Source organism: Bradyrhizobium yuanmingense (assembly GCF_029167105.1).
Classification (GTDB): Bacteria; Pseudomonadota; Alphaproteobacteria; order Rhizobiales; family Xanthobacteraceae; genus Bradyrhizobium; species Bradyrhizobium yuanmingense_A.
The window spans coordinates 1-21,500 of the sequence record NZ_JARFML010000006.1 but is presented as its reverse complement, the minus strand read 5'-3'; the positions used below and the strand labels follow the sequence as shown (position 1 = coordinate 21,500).

Genomic DNA, 21,500 nt, shown 5'->3' with positions numbered 1-21,500 from the left:
GCGAATACGACGTCAGCGTCGTATCTTCACGCCGGCCGCTTCGCGATCCCATGTATCCGTCGTGACACCGGCATCGCGCAGCACGCCCTTCTTGATCTTGCCGTTCTCCGTCAGCGGCATCTGACTGAGGATTCGCACATAGCGCGGAATGGCGAAATAGGCGATCCGCCCTTCGCAATGCCTGACGATGTCGACCGGCTGTAGCAAGTGCCCCGGTTCCAGCAGAATCGCAGCAGCAACTTCGTCCTCACCCAACTCCGACGGCAGCGGGTAGATCGCGCAGGCAGCGACCGCGGGATGCGCCTGGATCGCCTGCTCGACCTCCCACGAGGACACGTTCTCGCCACGCCTGCGGATGGAATCCTTCATGCGATCGATGAAGCGGTAATGCCCGTCGGAATCGCGAACGACCCGATCGCCTGAGTGGAACCACAGATTTCGCCAGGCCTCCACTGACTTCTCCGGCATGCCGAAATAGCCGGACGCGAACGCAAAGGGTTCTCGCGCGCGAAGCACGAGCTCGCCGGCCTCTCCATCAGGCAGCTCGGAATCATTCTCGTCGACGATCCGCGCCTCGATACCATCGGCCAGGTACCCCATCGTCCCCGCCCGATCCGACGGAATCGTGCCGGCGAAGACAAAATTCGTCTCGGTCGACCCGTAGCCGTCGACCAGCGGTACGCCGAAGCGCTCGTGGAACGGGCCGTGGATTTGCGGCGGCACGCCGCCGCCAAGCGCGACACGAAGACGATGCATTGACTCGTCTGCGCTCCTCGGCTGCGCCAGGAGCATCGACGCCATCGCACCGAGCAGATAGCCGACCGTCGCATTGTGCTGTCGCGCGGCAGCCCAAAAGCCGGAAGCAGAGAATTTCGGCTCGAGCACGTACGTGCATCCGTTCAGCAGCGCCTGATAGAACGCATTCAGCGCGTTGGTGTGGAACAGCGGCAGCGTCGTGAACAGCACATCGCCCTCGCGGATTCCGAGCGCCCGCGCCGAATAGATGCCCCACCAGAACAGCTGCGCCTGCGGACAGCACACACCCTTCGCAGGCCCCGTGGTGCCCGACGTATAGAGGATCGCAACGGTGTCACCGGGACGCACGGCGCCGGCCGGGGCTGCGGCGCCAAGAGACGGCAGCGAGACCGCGGAAAGCCTGGCACCGATTGCGTCGGCAGCAGCTCCGATGATCCAGGTCCGAGGCGGCAGCTCGACATCCGCCTCGACACTCTCGACCGCGCTGCCGAACTGAGCCTCGACGACGAGCAGCGCGGGGCGCGAGTTGCGGAAAATGTGGGACAGCTGGAAGCCGCGCAACGCGGTATTGATCGGGACCGCAATCGCCCCCAGCCACGCACAACCGAGATAGACCTGCAAGAACTCGGGACGGTTCGAGCACATCAGCGCGACCCGGTCGCCCGGCTTGATCCCGGCATCGACCAGCGTCTGGGCCGACGCGGCCGCAATCGCCGCGGCCTGCGCAAAGCTCCAGCGCGCCTCTCCGGCAATGAGCAGAAGGCGATCGCCGTAACGCTCCGCCTGCCGCGTGAGCATCGTCGAGAGGATGCGCTCAGACGGCGGAAACGACGCCATCGCCCGCGCCCAGGCAGGCGTCACGTCGTCACCGCCGACCACCTCGGTGATGTTCGCCAGCGCATCTTTCTCAATTGCGACCATGCGCGCACCTCAAGGCAACAGCTTGTACTTGCCGTCCTCGATCTGAACCATGATGCGCGAGCGATCGTCCACCCCATGCCGGTCCGCCGGCGTGTAGGTGTAGACGCCCTGCGTCCCCACGACCTCCTTGGTGGCGAACAGCGCCTGGCGAATCGCGGTACGGAACTCGGGTGAGCCTGGCTTGGCACCGGTTGCCAGAGCACGCTTGGCGGCGTCGGCGAAGATCAGCCAGCCGTCGAAGGAATAGGACGAGAATGAATCCGTCGGCGCCTCGCCGTTGGCCTTTTCGAAGGCCGAGCGGAAATCCAGGGCGACCTTCTGGATTGGATTGCTGGCCGGAAGCTGCTCCGCCGCGGTCACAGGTCCCGTCGGGCACATGATGCCGTTGGCGGCTTTGCCGGCCAGACGAAGGAAATCGGCGCTGATCAGCCCGTGATTGCCATAGAGCGGTCCCTTATATCCCCGCTCGGACAGAGCGATGACCGGCAGCGCGCCTGGCGTGCCGGTGCCGCCGAGCATGATGGCGTCGGGACGCGCGGCGAGTGCGCGCAGCACCTGAGCCGTCACCGAGGAGTCCGACCGGGCGTAGCGTTCGTTGGCGACGACCTTGATGCCGGCGGCCTTCGCACTCTGCTCGAGCGAGCTGTACATGAGATCGCCGAACGCATCGGAAAAACCGATGAAGGCGACGGTCGTCAGGCCCTTCGCCTTCATGTGGTCGACGATTCCTTGCACCAGAAGCGGCGTGGGCTGCGGCGTCTGCACGACCCAGGGACCGCTGTCGCCTGACGGCACCGGTGCGATCGGCGACACCGCGATCATCGGAATCTTCATCTCGATGGCCGCGGTCGCCATCGCGAGCGTCTGGGGAGCGCCGGACGTGCCGATCAGGATATCGACCTTCTCTTGCTCGACCAGCTTGCGCGCATTGCGTGCCGACGCGGTCGGATCGGAGCCGTCATCGAGCTGGATGACCCGCAGCTTCTCGCCGCCGATTTCGCCGATATAGGCCTGACCTGCCGCGATCCCCTTCGCGTTGGGAATACCGATCGATGACACCGGCCCGCTGAGGCCGGTGACGAATCCGACGAGGATCTCGGCTCGCGCGAATTGCGGAACGGCAAGCAGCAATGCAGTGGAAGCCACCAGGCTCTTGATCAAGTTCATGGCACCTGTCTTTCGGGAGAATTTCTTGGTCTGATTGGCGAGCGCCATGGATTGGGCTCAGGTCGACGACATCAGAGCGATAACTCGAAGCGGGCTGCCGGAACCGTTCTGGATCTTCAGTGGCGAGGCCACGATGACGGCGCCGGTGGCCGGAAGCTGATCCAGGTTACACAGGCATTGCAGGCCGTAGCGGCCCGCGCCGTGCAGAAAGTGATGCGCCGGATAAGGCGGCTCGAAATGCCCGGCCTGCCCCGCATCCGTGCCGATGGTTTCGGTGCCGAAACCGATGACACCGCGCTCCTCCACCAGCCACTTCATCACCGCCGGGTTCGGGCCCGGCGTATGCGCGCCGTCGTCCCCGAGATTGGAGTAATCGCGCCAGCCCTTCTTCGACCAGTCGGTCCTGAGCAACACCCAATTCCGCTCGGGGATACGGCCGTGCCTGGCTTCCCAGGCTTCGACAATCGGGACCGTCAGCAGAAAATCAGGATCCTGCGCCGCCTGCGCCGAGCAGTCGATGACACAGGCCGGTGCGATCATGTCCTTGGCGGGCATCGTGTCGACGGCATTGTTCGGCAGGTTCTTGCCGGTGAACCAGTGAATCGGCGCGTCGAAATGCGTGCCGGTGTGTTCGCCGAACGTAACGTTGTTCCAGTACCAGGCCGGGCCGCGACCATCGTATCGCGATATCTCCTGGATGCGGACAGGCGCGGCCTGACCGAACTCCGGCGGGAGGACGATGACCGGAAAGTCCGGACTGAGTGTGAAGGTCAGATCGACGACGCGGACCGCGCCGGAAGAAATCGCACTCGCCAGCTCCAGGAGACTCTTGCTTTGCATCGTCACGTCCTCCAGCTCGGTTGAAATCCCGCTTCTTATCGGTCGAGCTCGCGCTCGAGCGCTTTCGGATTGGCCGCGAGACGTTGCCGGATCTCTTCGGCGATGTCTCCGACATACATCTCTTCGAGCCCGTCCTTGAGGCCCGACACGATCGCCTGCGCGATCGCGCGCGGTGCGACCTTCGGCGGCGGCACGGTCTGGAACCATTCGGTGTCGACAGGGCCGGTAAACAGGTTCATCACCCGGACGCCGCCCGGCCGCAGCTCCGCGCGCAAGCAATGCGACAACGACAGGCAGGCGGCCTGCGAAGCAGAGTAGGCGCCGAAGGCGGGCCAGTTCGCCAGCGCATAGACCGAGAGAATATTGACCCATGCCGCGCTGCTGTTGATGCCGTCGGCACCGCGCATCCGCATGGCGGGGCCAAAGGCTTGAGCCAGATTGATGAAGCCGAGATAGGCCTGATCGATCTCGTCCCGTGCGATGCTCGTGCCCCTGCGGTCGAGCAGGCCGCCCGGCCGGACATACTCCGTCGTGTTGACGAGAATATCGACCTTGCCGCCGATGTCGGCCGCAAGATCGGTAGCCGATTTTTCGTCAGCCGCATCGAGAGTCACGATCTCGATCCCGTCCTGACCGCGCAGCCGCTCCTCGCCAGCGAACGGCCGCCATGGTTCGGCAATGCCGACGAACACCGTCTTGGCGCCCGCCGCCTTCAAAGCGGTGACGGCTTCCTGACCGATGACGCTGCGGCCATTGGTGACGAGCACGCGACGGAATTTCGGATCGGCCGTCATTTCCCGCCACTGCTTGTCGTCTGCCATGTTGGGAGTCTCCCTTTCGGGACGAGCAAAGGCCACCGCCTGGCCGCTCTTGTCGAGTTGCAACGACATGCTGACGGCCGCGCCCTCTGCGCAGTCGGCATGAAGATGTGCGACGATCATCGGACCGCAATCCATCTTGATGAGGCCGATCCGCCACGGCGCCCGTTCGCGGAAATAGACGTCGCTCGGCACCCGTGCCGTTGTCTCGGCAAGCAATACACCTCGCCGCGGCGCATCGACGAAAGCGAGGCCGGCCGAAAGACAGGACGGGCAGGCTTCGCGCGCCGGGTAGGCAAAGGTGCCGCAAGCCTCGCAACGCTGCAGCATGAAGCGGCCTTCGGCGGCCGCGCGCGTGAACCCGTGCGACATTCTGCTGCGCGGTCGCGGTGGCGAGGCCGGTAGCCGCGTCCGCAGCAGCGGGTTCTTGCGCCGGGGCGGCTTGATCGGCTCAATCATCGCGAAGGTCCAACAAGGATCGCGGCACCTGAGGCGAGACCACGATCATAGTTGATCATACCGAACCCCGAGGCCAGGGCGAGGCTGGCATTCCTGACCTGCGTGGGACCGGCACTGCCCAGAACCTGCCGCAGCCCTTCAACGAGACCGAGATAGGCGCCGGCGGCACCGGCCTGCCCGACCGAGAGCTGTCCGCCCGAGGTATTGTGCGGGAAGTCGCCGTCGATGGTGAGATCGTGTTGGCGCACGAACTCAGCGCCCTCGCCCTTCTTGCAGAATCCGAGATCCTCGAACTGCATCATCGTGATGACGGGATAGTCGTCATAGGTTTGCACGACATCGAGATCGTCAGGCTTGACGCCGGCCATCGTATAGAGCTCGCCGACATCCATCGCCCAGCCGCCGCGCACCTGCATCGGATCGTCGGCAAAGGCATTGTGCCGCTCGATCGTCGCAAGGAGCCGCGCGGCGGGCAGCTTCAGGGATGAAGCCGTCTCATCGCGCATCACGAGGAAAGCTTCCGCGCCCGCACAGGGCATCACGCAATCAAACAGGTGGATCGGATCAGAAATCGGCCGGGCCGCCAGGTATTGCTCGAGCGTGAGCGGCGCCTTCATCAGCGCATGCGGGTTGCGCAGGGCATTGGCGCGCTGGGCGACAGCGATCTTGCCGACGTCCTCGCGCGCGACGCCGAACATCCGCATATAGTTGCGCGCAATCAGCGCAAAGCTGGCATTGGCGCCGCCCGCGCCGTAAGGATAGACGGCGTCCTGATTGAACCGCGAGAAATTCTCCAGCGTCAGCCTGAACGAATCAACGTGATTGGTGTCGCCAGCGACGCACGCCACGATGTCGGCATCGCGCGCCTGAACAGCGCGCGCCGCCTTGCGCAGCGCCGCGATGGCGCTGGCGCCGCCGAGCGGGATCGTGTCCAACCACCGGACGCAGAGTCCGAAATGCTGCGTCAATCCGATGCCACTGTCCGTGCCCATGGTGAAACTGGAGACGCACAGGCCGTCGATATCGGAGGCCTTGATGCCGGCCTGCGCAACGAGCGCGCTCAGCGCCCGCCCGATCCACCACTGCGCGCTCTCGATGGAGTAGCGCATATAGGGAATCGTGACGGGAGCCGCGATCACCACGCCGTCATATGGTGCGCGCAAGGTGTTGGTCACCGACCGCCCTCGTTCATCCGCCTCAGACCACCGTCAGTTTCACGTCAATATTGCCGCGGGTTGCGTTCGAATAGGGGCAACGCTCATGCGCACCGGCAACGACCTCTTCGGCCACGGCCTTCTCGACACCGGGCAGGTTGACCTTCAGCTCGACAGCGAGCGCATATCCGACGGGCACCGGCCCCATCGCAACCTTCGCAGTCACGGACGGCTCGGCAGAGGGCACCACCTTCCGCGTGCGCGCGACGAGCTTGACCGCGCCGAGAAAGCAAGCGGCATAGCCGGCCGCAAAGAGCTGCTCGGGATTGGTGCCTTCGCCACCGGGACCGCCCATCGATTTCGGCAAGGACAGGGACACCGAGAGCAGACCGTCAACGCTGGCCGCCTTGCCATCCCGACCTCCGGTCGCCGTCACCTCGGTCTCGTACAGGATCTTTTCGGGGGTCATTATGATTGTTCTCCAGGAACGGCTTTTCGAGCACTAGCGACTGTTGCGGGCAAGTAGCGCGCGGAAGTCATCGCGGGCCTGGGCGCTGGCCCGCCTGAAGCTCGGCCCGCGGCTGGGCTCGGTGCCATTGAGCTTCCGGAGCTGTACCCACATCTCGGCACTCTTGAGCGCCACGGCCGCGCAGTTGACCACCGGAGCGTGGCCGACCTTCAGGCCATGCTCTCGCCCGATCAAGAGGCCTGGCAACACGCCGGCCGGGATCACGACATCCGCGCCGCGTTCCACCAGCGGGAGCGCGCAGGCGACGAAGTCCTTGATCATGCGGGCTTGCGCGGCAGCGTTTCCGGCGAACGCATCGGCGAAATCATCCGGCCTGCAGCCAAGGCCGGTCACATGGACGACGCGATCGCCGAGGCCGTAACGCTCAGCCTGCTCATAGTGCAAGACCTCGAAGACGGGATCGAGCGTCACAAGACCTAGCCGCCGCCCGAGTTGTGAGGCCGCCAGCAACGTCGCCTCGCCGGTCCCGATCACGGGAATGTCGAGCGTCGAGCGCAGCTCGTAGAGTCCGGGATCCTGAAAATGCCCCATGACGAAGGCGTCGAACCCACCCTCCTCCGCTGCGATGCCGTTGTCGATTGCCTGGACCGCACAGCGCAATTCCGCAAGCCGTCCGAACTCGCGGTCGGGCGGACTGATGCCCTGGACGTGGACCATCGTGCCTGGCGCAGCGATGTCGTTCAGGTATTCCGACAGCCGCGCCATGTAGGGCGCATTCACGCTCGCATCAACAAAGCTCTGCCAGAAGATGCGCATCGTCCTTCTCCTCAAGCGGTGATCGGAGGATCGGTCGTCGGCTGCCGATGAATATATTTCAATCATAAACTAATTGACGCGTCAAATGCGCGCGGCGGCGACGGCGACCAGTGCCGTAGGGGTCAAGGCGAGCACGGCGTTTTCGATCGGTCGAATAGCGCAGAAGCGCCGCACACTGACGAAATTGTATGCAACAACATTTTTTTCTGACAGCCCCGTGACACGTGTTGACGGCGCCACCGGAGTTACTTTAGGCTTTAAGTAATTCCTCGCCGGTCAAAGACCGGTGGCCATGACAATGATGTTGCAGGGCACCGATTTTGAGAGACTCGATCGTGTGGACAGTCGCCGTGCTCGAACAGCCGGCCTTAGCAGCAGCATCGCCGGTCGCGCATCGCGGCCGCATCGACGACCATTCATCGCTCCGGAAAACGCCCGCTTGCATGTACCGGTGGGCCTATCGTTCGCGCGGCACGCAACATCATGGCTGCTGAGCGCCGGGCGAGCACACTCTCTTCGGTCGCGCCCGGTATTTGGCGCCGCAGCAATGTTTTCAATCGGTCGGTTCGTCGTTCGGGGACCCCGCGCGGCAGCATCGAAGCATTCCTATCCAGCATCAACGGAGGAGAACGCATATGCGCAAGACTCTGAGCTTACTTGCACTTGCCGCCGGCATCGTCACAGCCCCCGCCGCACGGGCCGATATCACCATCGGCTTCGTCACCTCGCTCAGCGGCAACGGCTCGTCGATCGGCATCCCCTACGGGCGCGGCATCAACGCGGCCTATGAATACAAGAAGACCGTCAACGGCGAGACCATCCGCCTGATCCAGCTCGACGACGGCTCCGACCCGTCGGCCGCGACCCGCAACGCGCGCAAGCTGGTGGAAGAAGAGAAGGTCGACCTTCTGATAGGCACCGCGACGGCGCCCTCGACCATCGCCATGGCGGCGGTGGCGAGCGAATTGAAAGTGCCGATGATCGCGGTCTCGCCGATCGGCAAACTGCCGGAAACACCCGAGCAGTGGGTGGTGTCGGTGCCGCAGCCTGCGTCCCTCCTCGTCAAGATCATCGCCGATCGCATGAAGCGCGATGGCATGAAGAACATCGGCTATATCGGCTTCTCCGACGCGTGGGGGGATCTCGTCTACAACGGCGCCAAGGCGGCGGAAGCCGCCGGCGACGTCAAGATCCAGACCAACGAGCGCTATGCGCGCACCGACACTTCGGTCACCGCGCAGATCCTCAAAGTGCTCGCGGCGCGGCCGGACGCCGTGCTGGACGGCGGCTCGGGGACGCAAGGCGCGCTGCCTCTCCTCAGCCTCGCGGAGCGCGGCTTCAAGGGAAACACCTACGGCACGGTGGCGCTCGTCAATCCGGACTTCGTGAACGTCGGTGGCAAGGCGGCTGAAGGCATCCAGGTCTCCGCCGGTCCGGTCATCGTGGCCGAGCAGCTGCCCGACGAACATTTCGCCAAGAAGATCGCGCTGGATTTCCGCAGCGTCTACCAGAAGGTCCATAACATCCCGACCACCGACGGCTTCTCCGCGTACTCGTTCGACGCCTGGCTGATCTTCGTCAACGCAGCGGAGCGCGCGCTCAAGACGGCGAAGCCCGGCACGGCGGAATTCCGCGCCGCCCTGCGGGACGCGATCCTCAGCACCAAGGAGCTGCCGGGCGTGCATGCCATCTACAACTTCAAGCCCGGCGCGGTGACCGGCGTCGATGAGCGCGCCCTGGTCGTGGTGCGCCTGACGGGCGGCGCCTGGAAATACGCGCCGTAGTCGGACGGCGGCAGGCCACCAGAACAAGGGGACGGCGTTCTCAATGACGAGCGACATCGCAGCCATTCTTGCGATCGACGGGATCGCCACCGGCGCAGTCTATGCGCTGGTGGCGATCGGGACCGTCCTCATCTTCACCGTGACACGGGTCATCTTCATTCCCTTTGGCGACATCGCGGCCTTCACGGCGCTGACGCTGGCGGCGCTCGACGCGAAGCGCTTTCCGGGCACAGGCGCGCTGGTCGTCATCCTTGCGTGCCTCGCAACCCTGATCGAGATCATCACGCTGCTGCGCAACGGCGAGCGTCGGCTGCTTCCGCGCGCTCTCTTCTTCTATCTCGCATTGCCGCTGGCCGTGGTTGGCCTCGCCTGGCTGACCATGCGCGCCGAGCCGCCGCTCGCCATCAGGCTCGTGCTGGCCTTGATGCTGATCACCCCCATCGCCCCGCTGCTGGACCGGATCGTCTTCCGTCCCATTGCGGACGGAACGGTGCTGCTGCTCCTGACCGTCTCCGTCGCCCTGCACTTCGCGCTGGTCGGCCTTGGGCTGCTCTTCTTCGGTCCCGAGGGTGTCAGGACCGAGCCGCTGACGTCATTGTCGACCGAGTTTGCGGGCGTGCTGATCTCGGGCCAGACCATGCTGATCGTGATCGCAGCCCTCGTCTTCTCCGGCCTGCTCTATCTCTTCTTCGACTTCACGCTGGTCGGTAAATCGCTCCGCGCGACGGCCGTGAACCGGACCGGCTCCCGCCTGATGGGCATACGCCCCGCCCGCGCCGGCACCATCGCCTATCTCCTGGGCTCGCTGATGGCCGGCGTCTCCGGAATCCTGATCGCGCCCGTCAACACCATATTCTACGATTCCGGCTTCCTGCTTGGCCTCAAGGCCTTCGTCGGCGCCATCGTCGGCGGCATGACCAGCTATCCCGGCGCGGCCATCGGCGCCGTCGGCGTCGGTATCCTCGAAAGCTTCGCATCGTTCGAGAGCAGCGCGCTGAAGGATGTCATCGTGTTCTCGCTTCTGATCCCGATCCTGATCTGGCGATCCCTCGCCTCGCTGCATTCCGAGGAGGAGATCGAGGAATGACGCGCCTTCACGTTCAGCTCGCAGCGGTGGCGGCGGTAGCGTGCCTCGCGCTCGCGCCACTCGTCCTCAACCCCTTCAGCATCACGCTGATGAACTATATCGGCATCTATTCGCTGGTCGCGATCGGCCTTGCCCTGCTCACCGGCGTCGGCGGCATCGTGTCCTTCGGACAGGCCGCCTTCGTCGGCGTCGCGGCCTATGCCACCGCCTGGGTCTCTGCTCTGAATGGACATTCCCCCTGGCTCGGCCTCGTGTTCGGGGTGGCGCTGACCTGCGGTGTCGCGACCGTCCTCGGCGTCGTCACCTTGCGGCTCCAGGGCCATTTCCTGTCGCTCTCGACCGTCGCCTGGGGGCTCGCCATCGGCTTCCTGTTCGGCAATGTCGAGGGGCTCGGGCGCTTCAACGGCATCTCCTCGATCCCGCCGATCAGTATCGGATCACTCGCGCTCGTCTCGAGCGCCCAGATCTATTTCCTGATCTGGGGCATCGTCGTCGTGGTGCTATTCCTCGGCTACAATCTCCTCGACTCCCGGGTCGGCCGCGCCATGCGCGCGCTGCGCGGCGGCAACATCCTGGTCGAAAGCCTCGGCATCAACGCGTTCCGGATCAAGCTCGTAACCTTCGTGATCGCGGCCTTCCTCGCCTCGCTCTCCGGCTGGCTCTACGCCCATATGAGCCGCTTCATCAGCCCGGGCCCGTTCGATGCCGGCATGGGCATCGAATATCTGATGATGTCGATGGTCGGCGGCGCCGGCAGCCTGCTCGGCGGCGTCGTGGGCGCCGCTATCGTCACCCTGCTCAAGAACAGCGTGCAGGACTATCTGCCGCTGATCGCCAAGGGCGCGTCCGGCCAGCTCGAGATCGTCGCCTTCTCCGCGCTGTTCATCCTGTTCCTGCAATGGGCGCGGCAGGGCATCGTGCCGTTCGTCGCGCGCTACTTGCCGAAGATCAAGCGCGAACGGCCGCAAGCCGCCCCGCCCCTGCCTCGCCGTCCCCAGCCGACACCGGGCGAACTGCTTCTGAAGGTCGACGGCGCCGAGCGGCGGTTCGGCGGTCTCGTCGCGGTCAACAATGTCAGCTTCGAGGTCCGCTCCGGCGAGATCCTCGCCGTCATCGGCCCGAACGGTGCCGGCAAGAGCACAATGTTCAACTGCCTGACCGGTGCGCTCAGGGTCAACAAGGGCGAGATCGTCTTTGCCGGCCGCGCCATCACGCGCGACCCTCAATCCCGCATCGCGAGGGACGGAATCGCCAGGACATTCCAGCATGTGAAGCTGCGGCCGCGCATGAGCCTGCTCGAAAATGTCATGCTCGGCACCTACGCGCGCACCAGCACGGGCCTGTTCGCCGGCGCCCTCCGCCTCAACCAGCGCGAGGAAGCCAGCACCCGGCACGAGGCCTTGAAGCAGCTCGAACGCGTCGGGCTCGGCGACAAGCCGTTCGAGCTCGCGGGCAATCTGCCGCTCGGCAACCAGCGCATCCTGGAGATCGCGCGCGCGCTCGCCGCAGACCCGGCGCTGCTGGTGCTGGACGAGCCGGCCGCGGGCCTGCGCCGCCAGGAGAAGCTCAGGCTTGCGGAGCTGCTCCGCTCGCTGCGTTCGGACCATCTGACCATCCTCATCGTCGAGCATGACATGGAGTTCGTGATGTCGCTGGTCGACCGCATCGTCGTGCTCGACTTCGGCTCCAAGCTCTGCGAGGGCGCGCCCGCCGCGATCCGCAGCGACGAACGGGTTCAAGAGGCCTATCTCGGAGGCGTCGCGTGAGCGAGATGTTTTCCATGACGGACGTGACCGTCTGCTACGACAATGTCGAAGCGGTCCGCAACGTCTCGCTGTCGGTCGAGGAAGGCCAGATCGTTACCGTGATCGGCCCGAACGGCGCCGGCAAGACCACGCTGCTGATGGCCGCGATCGGGCTGCTCGCCTCCCGCGGCCGCCTCGTCTTTCAGGGCAACGACATCGGCAGGATGTCGGTCGAGGACCGCGTCGAGCGCCGGCTGTGCCTCGTGCCGGAGAAACGCGAGCTGTTCTCCGACATGTCGGTCGCCGACAATCTCCTGCTCGGCTCCTACAGCCTGCGCGACCGCTCGGGCGTCCAGAAGACATTGGACGAGGTCTATGATCGCTTTCCGCGCCTGAAGGAGCGGCAGCGCCAGGCGGCTGGCACCCTCTCCGGCGGCGAGCGCCAGATGCTGGCGCTCGGGCGCGCGCTGATGGCCAAGCCGAAGCTGCTCATGCTCGACGAGCCGAGCCTCGGCCTCGCACCGCTGATCGTGCGTGAGATCTTTCGCACCATTGCCTCGCTGCGCGATCTCGGCGTCTCGATCCTGCTGGTCGAGCAGAACGCCCGCGCCGCGCTGGAGACGGCCGACTACGGCTATGTGCTGGAGACCGGCGAGATCGTGCAGTCCGGCCCCGCCAAGGATCTCATCCACGATCCCCGGCTAATCACGGCCTATCTCGGCGGACACTAGCGCCGGCCTGGACAGGCCCCGCTCGCTGAAAACACAAAACGTCGAAAACAACCCCATGCACAGTAGCCGGTCACAGCGATTTCAATGACTTGGCGGCGAGCCTTGCGGATTTTACGAAAACCGCTTGTTCCGTCGGGCAAAACAGGGGCATAATGCCATCATCGCCGCTCCGGATGCCGACGGCTTCAACCGCCAACCTGGACTTCCGTTTTCATAGGTCACTGCAAGACGCGCCGACAGTCTGAATGCCGTGCGACGCCAATTCTCCAACGCTCTCGCCAATCCAGGGCGTGGACTCATAACGCGCGGCCAGCCATAGCCGGATAGATGCGAGTTGGACGAAGGCGAGGTTGTTTCCCGCAAGCCTGTCGTAGCGCGTCGCCACACGACGACATTGTTTGATCCTGCTGAAGAAACGTTCGACCTGGTTACGAGCGCGATAACGGCTGAAACAGATCGGGTCGCGGCGATTGCTTTCCCTTCGGGTCTTTGGACATAGAGTGACTTACATCACCCTTTTCAAGTACCCCCCTCCGATCGTGCGCCGCACGTCGCGCTGATTTTGAACTCCCCCGCTTTGCGTGGCCACCAACGGCTACTCTGAACTCGAACTCCATAGGGAGGAAACCATGATTACCAAGACGCTGTTCGTCGGACTTCTTACAGCCGGATTTTTCTCTGCATCTTTCGCAGTTGATGCAGAAGCCGAACCAACTCGTTCCCAGCAGGTGAAAAACGTGGGAACCAGCCAGAATGGTGCCCGGGCGGGCTCCATGGATAGCTGGCCCCAGACGATGGACGAACTGACCAACGCCTATAATTGTGGTCCGTATGCGGACAAAGAGTCGGCCAAGAAGTGCAAGAAGTAAGCGCGTTTTTTGATCGCTCCAGTGCTGCTGAAGGGGTCAGCTACCCGCTGGCCCTTTCACTTTGGGCAGTAGCTCCGTGACGACCACAACTTGTCAGGGACGGGTGACGCTCCTCTTACGGCCGTGTTGCACTGGGACGCGGACTCACTAAGGCGCAGCCACAGCTTGATTGACGCGAGTTGAACCAAGCTACGGTAGTTGGCAGCAAGCCTGTCATAGCGTGTCGCCACGCAACGACATTGTTTGATCCTGTTAAAGAACCGCTCGACCCGATTGCGGTGCGGTAGAGATAGGGCTGAAGCAGATCGGATTGGTGCGGTTGCTTTTCGGCGGGATGTTGGCCACGCGCCCTTCCGCTCATGCCTTGGCGGAACGCTCCTTCCTGCGGCCCCTTTGCAGCCGCGATCCGGCGAGTTAGCCTCCCTTTGCTTTAGTCAACCCAGCCAAGGGGCACCTCATGGAGATTGATGGAAGCTGTCACTGTGGTGACATTCGATACAAGGCGGAGGTCAACCCGGACAACGTGATCATCTGCCACTGTACGGATTGTCAGACACTATCAGGCGGTGCCTTCCGTACGGCGGTTCCCGCCGTGGAGGGTACGTTCGTGTTGTTGTCCGGCGCGCCGAAGCGCTACGTCAAAACCGGAGAGAGTGGCAACAAGCGCGAGCAAGCATTCTGCGGCAACTGTGGCACGCACCTCTACTCCGCTCCACCGGGTCTCGCTTCGAGAGTGGTGGCGTTGCGGGTCGGCAGCATCCGACAGCGAGATCAACTCGTTCCCAAGGATCAGTACTGGTGCCGCTCGTCTCAGAAATGGTTGCAGGGCCTCTCCTCGATAAAGAGGACAGAGAAGCAGCCAGTCTTCGATCCCAAAGGCGGCTTCGGCAGTTCAGCCATCGACTAAGCAGATCTGCAGCTGTGAGCCGGAGACTGCAGAGGCGAGCACTACGCAAGGACGCGGCTTTCGATTTCGCCGCGCTCGATCGTCAGCGTCACGTCGGCGAAGGTCTCGAGCAGCTTCGGGTTCGACTCCGTGATCAGCAGGGTAATGTCCCGGTCCTGCGAACGAAGCCGACGCAGCGCCTCGGCGTACCTCTGCGCCAGCACAGGGGCGAGGCCCTGGAACGGCTCGTCCAGAATGACGAGGCGGGTGCCTAGCATCAGGGCGCGCCCGAGGGCGACCATCTTGCCTTGGCCGCCCGAGACGGAGCCCGCCGGGCGACCTGCCAGTTCCCTGAGCTCCGGCAGGACGGAGTAGGCTCGCTCCAGCCGCCGGCGCGCCTCGTCCGCGCCAAGTTTCGCGACGCGAGCGGGCAGAAGAATGTTTTCTTCCACCGTAAAGGCCGAGAAGAGACGACGGTCCTCGGGAGCGTAGCCGATGCCTAAGAAGGGCCTGCGGTGCGGAGGAACATGTCCCAGGTCCTGACCGCCCAGGCGCACGATGCCGCTCGCCTTCGTGAAGCCCATGATGGTCCGTACCGTCGTGGTCTTGCCGGCTCCGTTTCGCCCGATGAGCGCGGCGGTCGCGCCCGGCGGCAACGAGAAGGTGACGCTGCGCAGCACCGGCGCATCGGCGATCGCGACGTTGACGTTCTCGAAGTCCAGCATCGCCGTCATATGCCGATCACCTGTTCGCGGACCTTGGGATCGGCCAGAACCTCCGCCGGCGTGCCGACCTTTTGGATCTTCCCGACGTTCCACACCGCGACTCGGTGGGCATAACGCTCCACCATGTCCATGTCGTGCTCGACGAAGACCGAAGTCACCTTCTCCTTGGCGAGCGCGGACGTCAGGATGTCCATGATCTCCAGCTTCTCGGCGGAGGCGACGCCCGAGGTGGGCTCGTCCATCAGCAGCAGTCTGGGCTTCAGCGCGAGCGCTAGAGCGATGTCGACCAGCTTGCGTTGTCCCTCGGGAAGCTCCCTCGCCTTGCGAGATGCGTACGACTTGACGCCGACGAGATCCAGAAGGCGCTCCATTTCAGGCAGCTCAGGCAGCGTAGAAAGAGCCGTGAAGCCGGAAGGGCTTCCCAGCCGTGAGGCCGCGGCGATCAGCATGTTCTCCATCACAGTCTGATCGAGAAAAAGCTGCGGTATCTGAAAGGCCCGCGCGATGCCGAGCTTGGTGATCGTGCGCGGGAGCTGCGCCGTGATTTCCTGGCCTAGGAAGGTGATGCTTCCGGCCTGCGGCCGCAGATAACCCGTCGAGATGTTGAGGAAGGTGGTCTTTCCGGCGCCGTTCGGTCCGATGATCGCGAGGTTCTCGCCTTGGAGCACGTCCAGATCGACACCGTCGGCGGCGACGACGCCACCGAACCGAATCTTGATGCCCTTCGCGGAAAGGAGGACGTTGGCCATCAATGTCCTCCCTGCTTCGCCTGGCCGTAGCGCTGCCTGAGACCTATCAGTCCGTTAGGCGCATAGAGAATGATGACGATCAAGACCACGCCGAGGATCAGCTGCCAGGTATCGGCCAGGTGGGCCGCCGCATAGAAGCGCACGCACTCGAACATCGCCGCGCCGGCGAACGCTCCGAAGGCGTGGGCGCTGCCGCCGAGGATCGCGATGAAGACGAACTCGCCCGACTTCGTCCAGAACCCGAACTCGGGCGTGGCGATCTGCTGGATGATCGCCACCAGCGTGCCGCCGATGCCGCCGAGAAAAGCCGAGATCACGTAGCCTATCAGAAGCACGCGCCGTGCGGACGTCCCGAGGTACTCGAGCCGGGTCTCGTTCGATTTGATGGCACGCAGCATGTGTCCGAGCGGACTATCGAGATAGCGTTGCACGCCGTAGAAGGCGACGACCGCGATCAAGAGGCTCACGTAAAGGATGACGTACTGGAAGGTTTCGGGCGCAAACGACAGCCCCAACAGGGCCGGACGAGGGACGCGGATGCCGTCGGCGCCGTTGGTGTAATGAAACATCTTCTCCAGCAGCGACCACAACACCATCGAAAACGCCAGATTCAGCATTCCGAAAAAGATTTCCCGGTAGCGCACGACGAAGAGCCCGACGATGAGGCCGAAGATTGCGGAGGTTATGCCGCCCAACGCGATGAAGAGCACGATGTCGCCGCCACCGACGTACTTGCCCCAGAACGCCGCGGTGTACGCCCCGGTAGCGAAGAACATTGCATGTCCGAACGACACCTGCCCCGCCTGCAGCAGAAGAATGATACCGAGAACGACGATGCCCTTCGCGAGGATCAACGCGAACAAGGTCGCCCAGCTCGATACCAAAAGGGGCGCGACGGCGCTGACCAGAAAGAAGATGATCGCGATCGCGGTGACCGGCTTGATGCGACCGCTCATCATATTTTCCTTACCTGCACGGCGCCGAACAGTCCGAACGGACGCACCAGAAGCACCAGCACCATCAGCAGATAGGGAACGAGAACTTCGAATTCCGGCTGGAGATAGATCACGAAGGCACGGGTCAGGCCGATCATCAGCGCGGTGAGCGCGGTGCCCTCGATCTGGCCGAGACCCGCGGTCGCAGCGACGGCAAAGGAAAGCACGATCATATCGGCGCCCATACCGGGGACCAGCGAGGTGGTCGGCGAGGCCAGCGCTCCTCCCAACGCGGCCAGACTCGCGCCGATGACGAAGGTGACGAAATAGACGCGTTTTGCGTCAATCCCGATGGCCGTCGAAGCTTCGCGGTCCTCCGTGACCGCAAGGATCACCGCTCCCGACAACGTCCTGCGCAGGAAGTAGCGGAGCCCGAACAGCGTCGCCAATGCGACGCCGGGCAGCAGAATGACCTGGTACGACGTGTAGCTGACGCCGAACACGGCGATGTTGGGAAGCAGTCTCAACGGCTCCGCGGCGAAGATGGGCTGCACGCCCCAGATCAGACGCTGCAGGTTGTCCATGATCATGAAGGCGGCGAAAGTGATCAGAAGCTGGAGGACGTCCTCCTGTCCGGAGAGCGGTCGCAGCAGAAACCGTTCGATGAAACCGCCGCACACGACGCCGATCACGATGGAGGCGGCCAGCAGCGCGGGATAGGTGAGCCAAGGCGATATCGGCGCGACTGCAAGGCTGAACGTCGCAGCCAGGTAGGCGCCGAACGCGTACAGCGACCCGTGCGCGACGTTGACCACGCGCAGCACGCCGAAAATCAGGCTGAGCCCGACCGAGACCAAGAACACCAATGCGGCGTAGCTGATCCCATCGAGGATCGCCAAAATAGCGAGTGTCGAGTTCATGATGGCCTTCGGAAAGGTCCGTCCTCCGGGACGAGGCTCGGAGGACGGGAATCAAAAGTCGAGCGTGCCGTTACTGAGCTTTGAAGGTCGGCACGTCCATCTTGACGAAGTCCGGCTTGAGCGTCTTGAGCCACTCAACCGACCGTACGCCCGCCGGGTTGGTGATCACCTTCGGATCGAAGATCATCATGTTGTCGAGCAGCTTGAAGTCGTACCCCGGAACGGACTTGGTGACGCCGACCAGCTGAGCTTCGAGACCCTGGTTGTCCTCGGGCCGCAGCGTAATCGGACGGCCGAAGCCGGTGGCGAACTCGATGCCCACCGTCGCGTCGACGACCTGTTCGCGCGTGGGCCAGTTGCCGCCGTTGGACTTGATCGCCTTGTCGTAGGCCGTCTGCAGGGCCTTGAACGCCTGCGCCATGTGATAGACCGGGTAGATCGGCCATGCACCGGTCTTCGCCTTGAAGGCTTCATTGAACGCCTTGAAGGCCGCGTCGTTCTTCTTCTCGGGATGCAGGAACCAGTGGTCTCCGCGCGCGCCGACGATCAGGCCTTCAGGCAAGTCCTTGCCCAACCGCTGGATCGATGATTCGCCGATCCCGAGCACGAAGGTCGACTGCTGCAACAGGCCGCGCTGACCGGCCTGGCGGACCAGCGTGTCGAGATCTCCGCCCCAGGACGTGGTCAGAACCACATCCGGCCGCAGCGCCAACAGACGGGAGACTTCAGTGGAGTAGTCCGGTGCGCCGAACTTCGGGAAGAGCTCCGCGACGACTTGCACGTCCGGCTTCATCGCCTTGAGTGCGGTCGAAAAGATCTCCCAGCTCTCCCGACCCCATGCATAATCCTGATTGACCACCGCGATCGTCTTGAAGTCGGGCTTGGTCTTGAGCAGGTAAAGGAGCACGGCCAGCATTTCCGGCGTGCCGTTCGCCTGAGTCCGGAAATTGTAGCGGTACTTCTTGGTTTCGAGGATGGAGGCCGCACCGCAGTCCCACATGAAATTCATGACTTTGAGGTCTTCGGCGATCGGCACCAACTGGGTGCAGCTGCCCGACGAGATCGAAGCAAACGTGGCATCGACCTTTTCGTCCTGCACCACGCGTCGGTAGTTCGAGACGAGCGCTTCGCCTCCCGCGCCTTCGTCGATGAAGGAGAGCTTGACCGGCACGCCGCCGATGCCGCCCTTCTTGTTGAGGTCCTCCGCGATCATCTCCGCCGCGGCCTTCGCCGGCACACCGAAGACTGACGCAGGGCCCGACAGGAACGTCGTGATGCCGATTTTGAGCTCCGACGGCTTGGTCTGCGCAAGCGAGGTGCCGGTAAAGGCCGCAACGACAAGCCCGGCCGCAACCGCAGTCTTGAGAAACTGCATCGAAAGTCCTCCCTGTTTTATGTGTCGCGCCCGGCTTCAGCCGCCGTGCGCTTCTTCTTGCAACAACGCTACTATAATTGTCGCGTGTTGCCAGCCCTCTTCTGCCATTCGTGAGCCGACGAATTCAGTTCGACGCCGCCCCCCATTTTGCCGGAAGCGCATCGATTGGAACGGACAAGGTCCCCAAAATGGTCGATGCCTTTAATTCCATGGTGCGATAAAAGCTCCGGCCAGAGCCCGCAGCGCGCCATTCGTGCCTGCTGTTCATCTGCGACGTAGGCGCTCTCGTTCCAGCAACAAACACCGAGCGCGCTTCCGCTTATGGCCCATCACTGCCGCATCCCACGACCGAGAATATGTCGGCTGTTAGGGGCAGACCGGGTCTAACTTTAGCCGGGCCAGATCGCCGCGATTGGCCCAAGGCGGACCGTCAGCTGCGATGGCGTCGCTTGCTCGTTCGGTCTCTGCCCGGACTAGTTCATTCCTCCACGGCGAGCCCTTCGCCATGGCAATACCAGTCGGCGCGAGACCCCCAATGCACATGACGGTCGGGTGTGGCACCGAGCGGGTTGTCGAACGCACCTGCATGAATGATCGCCTCACGTCCACTGCGCGCAATATGCGGCATTGGGCTGCCGCACCGCTTGCAGACGGCTGTTGCGAAACTCTTTGCCTGCGGCAGGTCGAAACGCGCGACAGATGTCTCGCCGCGAAACCAGCGAAAGGCCGACGCCTTTACGATCACCTCGCAAGAATGGGCGGTCCCTGTAGCCTTCCGGCAGCGCGAGCAGTGGCAGTTCAGAAAACGGTCAAAACGGCCCATCGACCTGGAATACAACGTCGCCGCAGATGCAGCTTCCTTGGTGTGTCGCCATCCTGTCTAGAATCGAGGGGCTTTTATAGCCGCTCCTGTGTTTCCCGTAACGTCAGCATTTGGCCCAATTCGGACATCGGCGTGTTTTGACGGGATTGTATGTGTGGCATCTTACCCAATATGAAGGCCCTTCTGGATGGGCGTTGCATCCTGTAATGTCATGTTGAAGCTGCTTTCGAACGGGACGTGCCGACGTCGCCGTCGGAGGCGAATGGGCAGATGGAACTGCCATCGGCGAGCATCGCACTCTCAGCAAAACGACAATCGTTTTTGCTGGTCTTTCACTGGGCGCTCGACGTGCGCACCGGGCACGCGGGACGCTTTTTCTGACCGCAAGGAGGAAAAGCGATGAAATCCAGATTGGGAACGTCCGTCACAGCGCTATTCATAACCACGCTCACTTTGCGCGCGACAATCATAATAGCCGGAGTTTGCATCGTGCTGGCCTGGGCTCCCATTCGCGCCGAAGAAAGAACGATCAAGATCGTCGTGCTTGGGGATACCCTCATTGAAAATAAGGGCGTTCCCGCCTTCCATCGTTTTCCGGAGCAACTTGAACTGGCATTGAGAGCCAAAGGTCAATCGGTCGCGGTTGTCAATGCCGGCCTAGTGACCGATACAGCTGCAAGAAGTCTCAGAAGATTCGACCGAGTGGTCACCGACGATACCGATGCCGTAATCTTGGTGCTAGGCGGGAATGACATGCTCTGGGGAATTGACGCAAATGTCGTACGCGGAGCGCTCGCGGAGATTTTAGGCAAACTCGAAGCCCGGCGGATAGCCGTGCTCCTTTGCGGTTTGCGGACCCAATCCAAATTTGGAGACGAATACAAGAACACTTTTGCCGCTATGTTCTCTGGTCTTGCCAGCGAACACAATGTGCTGTTCTACCCGGCTTTCGACGATGCGTTTGTTGAAAATGCTCAGCTCAAAGCGCTGGACGGTCTGCACCCTAACGCGGCTGGAAACGAAGCAGTCGTCACGCGCATGTTGCCAACAGTTGAGACCCTGATCGGCCTAGCGCGTCGCAGACACTCGGTGGACAACGGGCCCTCGATGTCGCCAATGCCGCGATGAAAATCCTAGAACACCACGTCCGCACATGGCCCATCGCGACATACTGCGCCGCCGCACGAACTCGGTCGCTATAGGAGCAAGGCAGACGTTGCTTTTGGCCGCATCACGCCGCCGGGTTATGGGTACACGGCCTAGCACTACTTTGGCAGATTGTTGATTTTGTCGCGTTTTATAGGATTCCCGAATCGATTTTTCAATGATTCATGGGTGGTCGGCTCTTGGAGGGCTGACCATGCCGGGATGGGAAGACGAACTCGAACGCTGGCTGATGCCGTTCTTGGACCGGCTGGGTCATAAGACCCGACAGCGGATGTGTCCTCTGTATGTTGCGGGACTGATCGGT

At 63.1% G+C, this 21,500-nt stretch carries 20 protein-coding genes and 3 pseudogenes; 8 read left to right on the top strand and 15 right to left on the bottom strand.

Annotated features, from left to right (window positions below; translation table 11 throughout):
- Positions 1-12: 12 nt before the first annotated feature.
- Genes P0R31_RS09780 through P0R31_RS09750 form a run of 7 tightly spaced genes read right to left on the bottom strand, consistent with a single transcriptional unit; the run spans position 13 to position 7,400 of the window.
- On the bottom strand, positions 13-1,677 hold the full coding sequence (locus P0R31_RS09780) for an ATP-dependent acyl-CoA ligase (protein WP_275513892.1): 1,665 nt from the start codon (positions 1,675-1,677) through the stop codon (positions 13-15).
- Between the two features lie 9 nt (positions 1,678-1,686).
- Positions 1,687-2,844, bottom strand: coding sequence for an ABC transporter substrate-binding protein (locus tag P0R31_RS09775; RefSeq protein WP_275513891.1), 1,158 nt, complete (start codon positions 2,842-2,844; stop codon positions 1,687-1,689).
- 57 nt (positions 2,845-2,901) lie between these two features.
- Positions 2,902-3,684, bottom strand: a complete 783-nt coding sequence (locus P0R31_RS09770; protein ID WP_275513890.1) for a cyclase family protein — start codon at positions 3,682-3,684, stop codon at positions 2,902-2,904.
- A 35-nt stretch (positions 3,685-3,719) separates the two neighbouring features.
- The gene (locus tag P0R31_RS09765) at positions 3,720-4,961 is read right to left on the bottom strand and encodes an SDR family NAD(P)-dependent oxidoreductase (protein WP_275513889.1); all 1,242 of its coding nucleotides are present in this window, start codon (positions 4,959-4,961) and stop codon (positions 3,720-3,722) included.
- The gene (locus tag P0R31_RS09760) at positions 4,958-6,136 is read right to left on the bottom strand and encodes a thiolase family protein (RefSeq protein WP_275513888.1); all 1,179 of its coding nucleotides are present in this window, start codon (positions 6,134-6,136) and stop codon (positions 4,958-4,960) included. The genes P0R31_RS09765 and P0R31_RS09760 overlap by 4 nt, the downstream gene beginning before the upstream one ends.
- Positions 6,137-6,158: 22 nt before the next feature.
- Positions 6,159-6,584: an organic hydroperoxide resistance protein gene (locus tag P0R31_RS09755; RefSeq protein ID WP_275513887.1), complete on the bottom strand. Its 426-nt coding sequence runs from the start codon at positions 6,582-6,584 to the stop codon at positions 6,159-6,161.
- Between the two features lie 33 nt (positions 6,585-6,617).
- Entirely contained in the window at positions 6,618-7,400 is a 783-nt protein-coding gene (locus P0R31_RS09750; protein WP_275513886.1) for an aspartate/glutamate racemase family protein, read from the bottom strand.
- Positions 7,401-8,035: 635 nt separating this feature from the next.
- On the opposite strand from P0R31_RS09750, the gene P0R31_RS09745 reads away from it, so the two are divergent.
- From P0R31_RS09745 to P0R31_RS09730, 4 genes are read left to right on the top strand one after another with little or no spacing between them, the layout of a single operon-like run.
- Positions 8,036-9,184: an ABC transporter substrate-binding protein gene (locus tag P0R31_RS09745; protein ID WP_275513885.1), complete on the top strand. Its 1,149-nt coding sequence runs from the start codon at positions 8,036-8,038 to the stop codon at positions 9,182-9,184.
- A 43-nt stretch (positions 9,185-9,227) separates the two neighbouring features.
- A complete protein-coding gene (locus tag P0R31_RS09740; RefSeq protein ID WP_275513884.1) occupies positions 9,228-10,271 on the top strand; it encodes a branched-chain amino acid ABC transporter permease in 1,044 nt (347 codons plus the stop codon).
- The gene (locus P0R31_RS09735; RefSeq protein WP_275513883.1) at positions 10,268-12,037 is read left to right on the top strand and encodes a branched-chain amino acid ABC transporter ATP-binding protein/permease; all 1,770 of its coding nucleotides are present in this window, start codon (positions 10,268-10,270) and stop codon (positions 12,035-12,037) included. The genes P0R31_RS09740 and P0R31_RS09735 overlap by 4 nt, the downstream gene beginning before the upstream one ends.
- Positions 12,034-12,747, top strand: a complete 714-nt coding sequence (locus P0R31_RS09730; protein WP_109144179.1) for an ABC transporter ATP-binding protein — start codon at positions 12,034-12,036, stop codon at positions 12,745-12,747. Before P0R31_RS09735 ends, P0R31_RS09730 begins: the two co-directional genes overlap by 4 nt.
- A 286-nt stretch (positions 12,748-13,033) precedes the next feature.
- Here the strand turns inward: P0R31_RS09730 and P0R31_RS09725 are convergent.
- Positions 13,034-13,225: pseudogene (locus tag P0R31_RS09725) on the bottom strand (transposase); the annotation flags it as partial.
- Between the two features lie 151 nt (positions 13,226-13,376).
- Between P0R31_RS09725 and P0R31_RS09720 the strand changes: the two are divergent.
- Positions 13,377-13,616 (top strand): hypothetical protein, encoded by a 240-nt coding sequence (locus P0R31_RS09720; RefSeq protein ID WP_128262342.1) that lies wholly within the window; start codon positions 13,377-13,379, stop codon positions 13,614-13,616.
- Positions 13,617-13,768: 152 nt separating this feature from the next.
- Here P0R31_RS09720 and P0R31_RS09715 read toward each other — a convergent pair.
- Positions 13,769-13,897: pseudogene (locus tag P0R31_RS09715) on the bottom strand (IS5/IS1182 family transposase); the annotation flags it as partial.
- Positions 13,898-14,073: 176 nt separating this feature from the next.
- Between P0R31_RS09715 and P0R31_RS09710 the strand changes: the two are divergent.
- Positions 14,074-14,523 carry a GFA family protein gene (locus P0R31_RS09710; RefSeq protein ID WP_225145823.1) on the top strand — a complete coding sequence of 150 codons (450 nt, stop codon included), beginning with the start codon at positions 14,074-14,076 and terminating at the stop codon, positions 14,521-14,523.
- 41 nt (positions 14,524-14,564) lie between these two features.
- Here P0R31_RS09710 and P0R31_RS09705 read toward each other — a convergent pair whose 3' ends face one another.
- The 6 genes from P0R31_RS09705 to P0R31_RS09680 form a co-directional block, all read right to left on the bottom strand.
- On the bottom strand, positions 14,565-15,236 hold the full coding sequence (locus tag P0R31_RS09705) for an ABC transporter ATP-binding protein (RefSeq protein ID WP_275513882.1): 672 nt from the start codon (positions 15,234-15,236) through the stop codon (positions 14,565-14,567).
- Positions 15,233-15,976: an ABC transporter ATP-binding protein gene (locus P0R31_RS09700; protein ID WP_275513881.1), complete on the bottom strand. Its 744-nt coding sequence runs from the start codon at positions 15,974-15,976 to the stop codon at positions 15,233-15,235. Before P0R31_RS09700 ends, P0R31_RS09705 begins: the two co-directional genes overlap by 4 nt.
- Complete coding sequence (locus tag P0R31_RS09695; protein WP_275513880.1) at positions 15,976-16,932, bottom strand: branched-chain amino acid ABC transporter permease; 957 nt, start codon at positions 16,930-16,932, stop codon at positions 15,976-15,978. The genes P0R31_RS09700 and P0R31_RS09695 overlap by 1 nt, the downstream gene beginning before the upstream one ends.
- Positions 16,932-17,831, bottom strand: a complete 900-nt coding sequence (locus P0R31_RS09690) for a branched-chain amino acid ABC transporter permease (protein ID WP_275513879.1) — start codon at positions 17,829-17,831, stop codon at positions 16,932-16,934. The genes P0R31_RS09695 and P0R31_RS09690 overlap by 1 nt, the downstream gene beginning before the upstream one ends.
- 70 nt (positions 17,832-17,901) lie before the next feature.
- Positions 17,902-19,206, bottom strand: a complete 1,305-nt coding sequence (locus tag P0R31_RS09685) for an ABC transporter substrate-binding protein (RefSeq protein WP_275513878.1) — start codon at positions 19,204-19,206, stop codon at positions 17,902-17,904.
- 478 nt (positions 19,207-19,684) lie between these two features.
- Complete coding sequence (locus tag P0R31_RS09680) at positions 19,685-20,029, bottom strand: GFA family protein (protein WP_275513877.1); 345 nt, start codon at positions 20,027-20,029, stop codon at positions 19,685-19,687.
- A gap of 399 nt (positions 20,030-20,428) precedes the next feature.
- On the opposite strand from P0R31_RS09680, the gene P0R31_RS09675 reads away from it, so the two are divergent.
- Both P0R31_RS09675 and P0R31_RS09670 read left to right on the top strand, forming a co-directional pair.
- Positions 20,429-21,157 carry a GDSL-type esterase/lipase family protein gene (locus P0R31_RS09675; protein WP_275513876.1) on the top strand — a complete coding sequence of 243 codons (729 nt, stop codon included), beginning with the start codon at positions 20,429-20,431 and terminating at the stop codon, positions 21,155-21,157.
- Between the two features lie 196 nt (positions 21,158-21,353).
- Positions 21,354-21,500 (top strand): annotated as a pseudogene (locus P0R31_RS09670) (IS701 family transposase); the annotation flags it as partial.

Excerpts from the sequence above, each read along its gene's own strand:
- P0R31_RS09675 (WP_275513876.1), top strand. The coding sequence starts at position 20,429 with ATGAAATCCAGATTGGGAACGTCCGTCACAGCGCTATTCATAACCACG.
- P0R31_RS09690 (WP_275513879.1), bottom strand. The coding sequence starts at position 17,831 with ATGAACTCGACACTCGCTATTTTGGCGATCCTCGATGGGATCAGCTAC.
- P0R31_RS09755 (WP_275513887.1), bottom strand. The coding sequence starts at position 6,584 with ATGACCCCCGAAAAGATCCTGTACGAGACCGAGGTGACGGCGACCGGA.
- P0R31_RS09745 (WP_275513885.1), top strand. The coding sequence starts at position 8,036 with ATGCGCAAGACTCTGAGCTTACTTGCACTTGCCGCCGGCATCGTCACA.
- P0R31_RS09695 (WP_275513880.1), bottom strand. The coding sequence starts at position 16,932 with ATGAGCGGTCGCATCAAGCCGGTCACCGCGATCGCGATCATCTTCTTT.
- P0R31_RS09700 (WP_275513881.1), bottom strand. The coding sequence starts at position 15,976 with ATGGCCAACGTCCTCCTTTCCGCGAAGGGCATCAAGATTCGGTTCGGT.
- P0R31_RS09705 (WP_275513882.1), bottom strand. The coding sequence starts at position 15,236 with ATGACGGCGATGCTGGACTTCGAGAACGTCAACGTCGCGATCGCCGAT.
- P0R31_RS09775 (WP_275513891.1), bottom strand. The coding sequence starts at position 2,844 with ATGAACTTGATCAAGAGCCTGGTGGCTTCCACTGCATTGCTGCTTGCC.
- P0R31_RS09735 (WP_275513883.1), top strand. The coding sequence starts at position 10,268 with ATGACGCGCCTTCACGTTCAGCTCGCAGCGGTGGCGGCGGTAGCGTGC.
- P0R31_RS09710 (WP_225145823.1), top strand. The coding sequence starts at position 14,074 with ATGGAGATTGATGGAAGCTGTCACTGTGGTGACATTCGATACAAGGCG.
- P0R31_RS09770 (WP_275513890.1), bottom strand. The coding sequence starts at position 3,684 with ATGCAAAGCAAGAGTCTCCTGGAGCTGGCGAGTGCGATTTCTTCCGGC.
- P0R31_RS09720 (WP_128262342.1), top strand. The coding sequence starts at position 13,377 with ATGATTACCAAGACGCTGTTCGTCGGACTTCTTACAGCCGGATTTTTC.
- P0R31_RS09680 (WP_275513877.1), bottom strand. The coding sequence starts at position 20,029 with ATGGGCCGTTTTGACCGTTTTCTGAACTGCCACTGCTCGCGCTGCCGG.
- P0R31_RS09750 (WP_275513886.1), bottom strand. The coding sequence starts at position 7,400 with ATGCGCATCTTCTGGCAGAGCTTTGTTGATGCGAGCGTGAATGCGCCC.
- P0R31_RS09740 (WP_275513884.1), top strand. The coding sequence starts at position 9,228 with ATGACGAGCGACATCGCAGCCATTCTTGCGATCGACGGGATCGCCACC.
- P0R31_RS09765 (WP_275513889.1), bottom strand. The coding sequence starts at position 4,961 with ATGATTGAGCCGATCAAGCCGCCCCGGCGCAAGAACCCGCTGCTGCGG.
- P0R31_RS09780 (WP_275513892.1), bottom strand. The coding sequence starts at position 1,677 with ATGGTCGCAATTGAGAAAGATGCGCTGGCGAACATCACCGAGGTGGTC.
- P0R31_RS09685 (WP_275513878.1), bottom strand. The coding sequence starts at position 19,206 with ATGCAGTTTCTCAAGACTGCGGTTGCGGCCGGGCTTGTCGTTGCGGCC.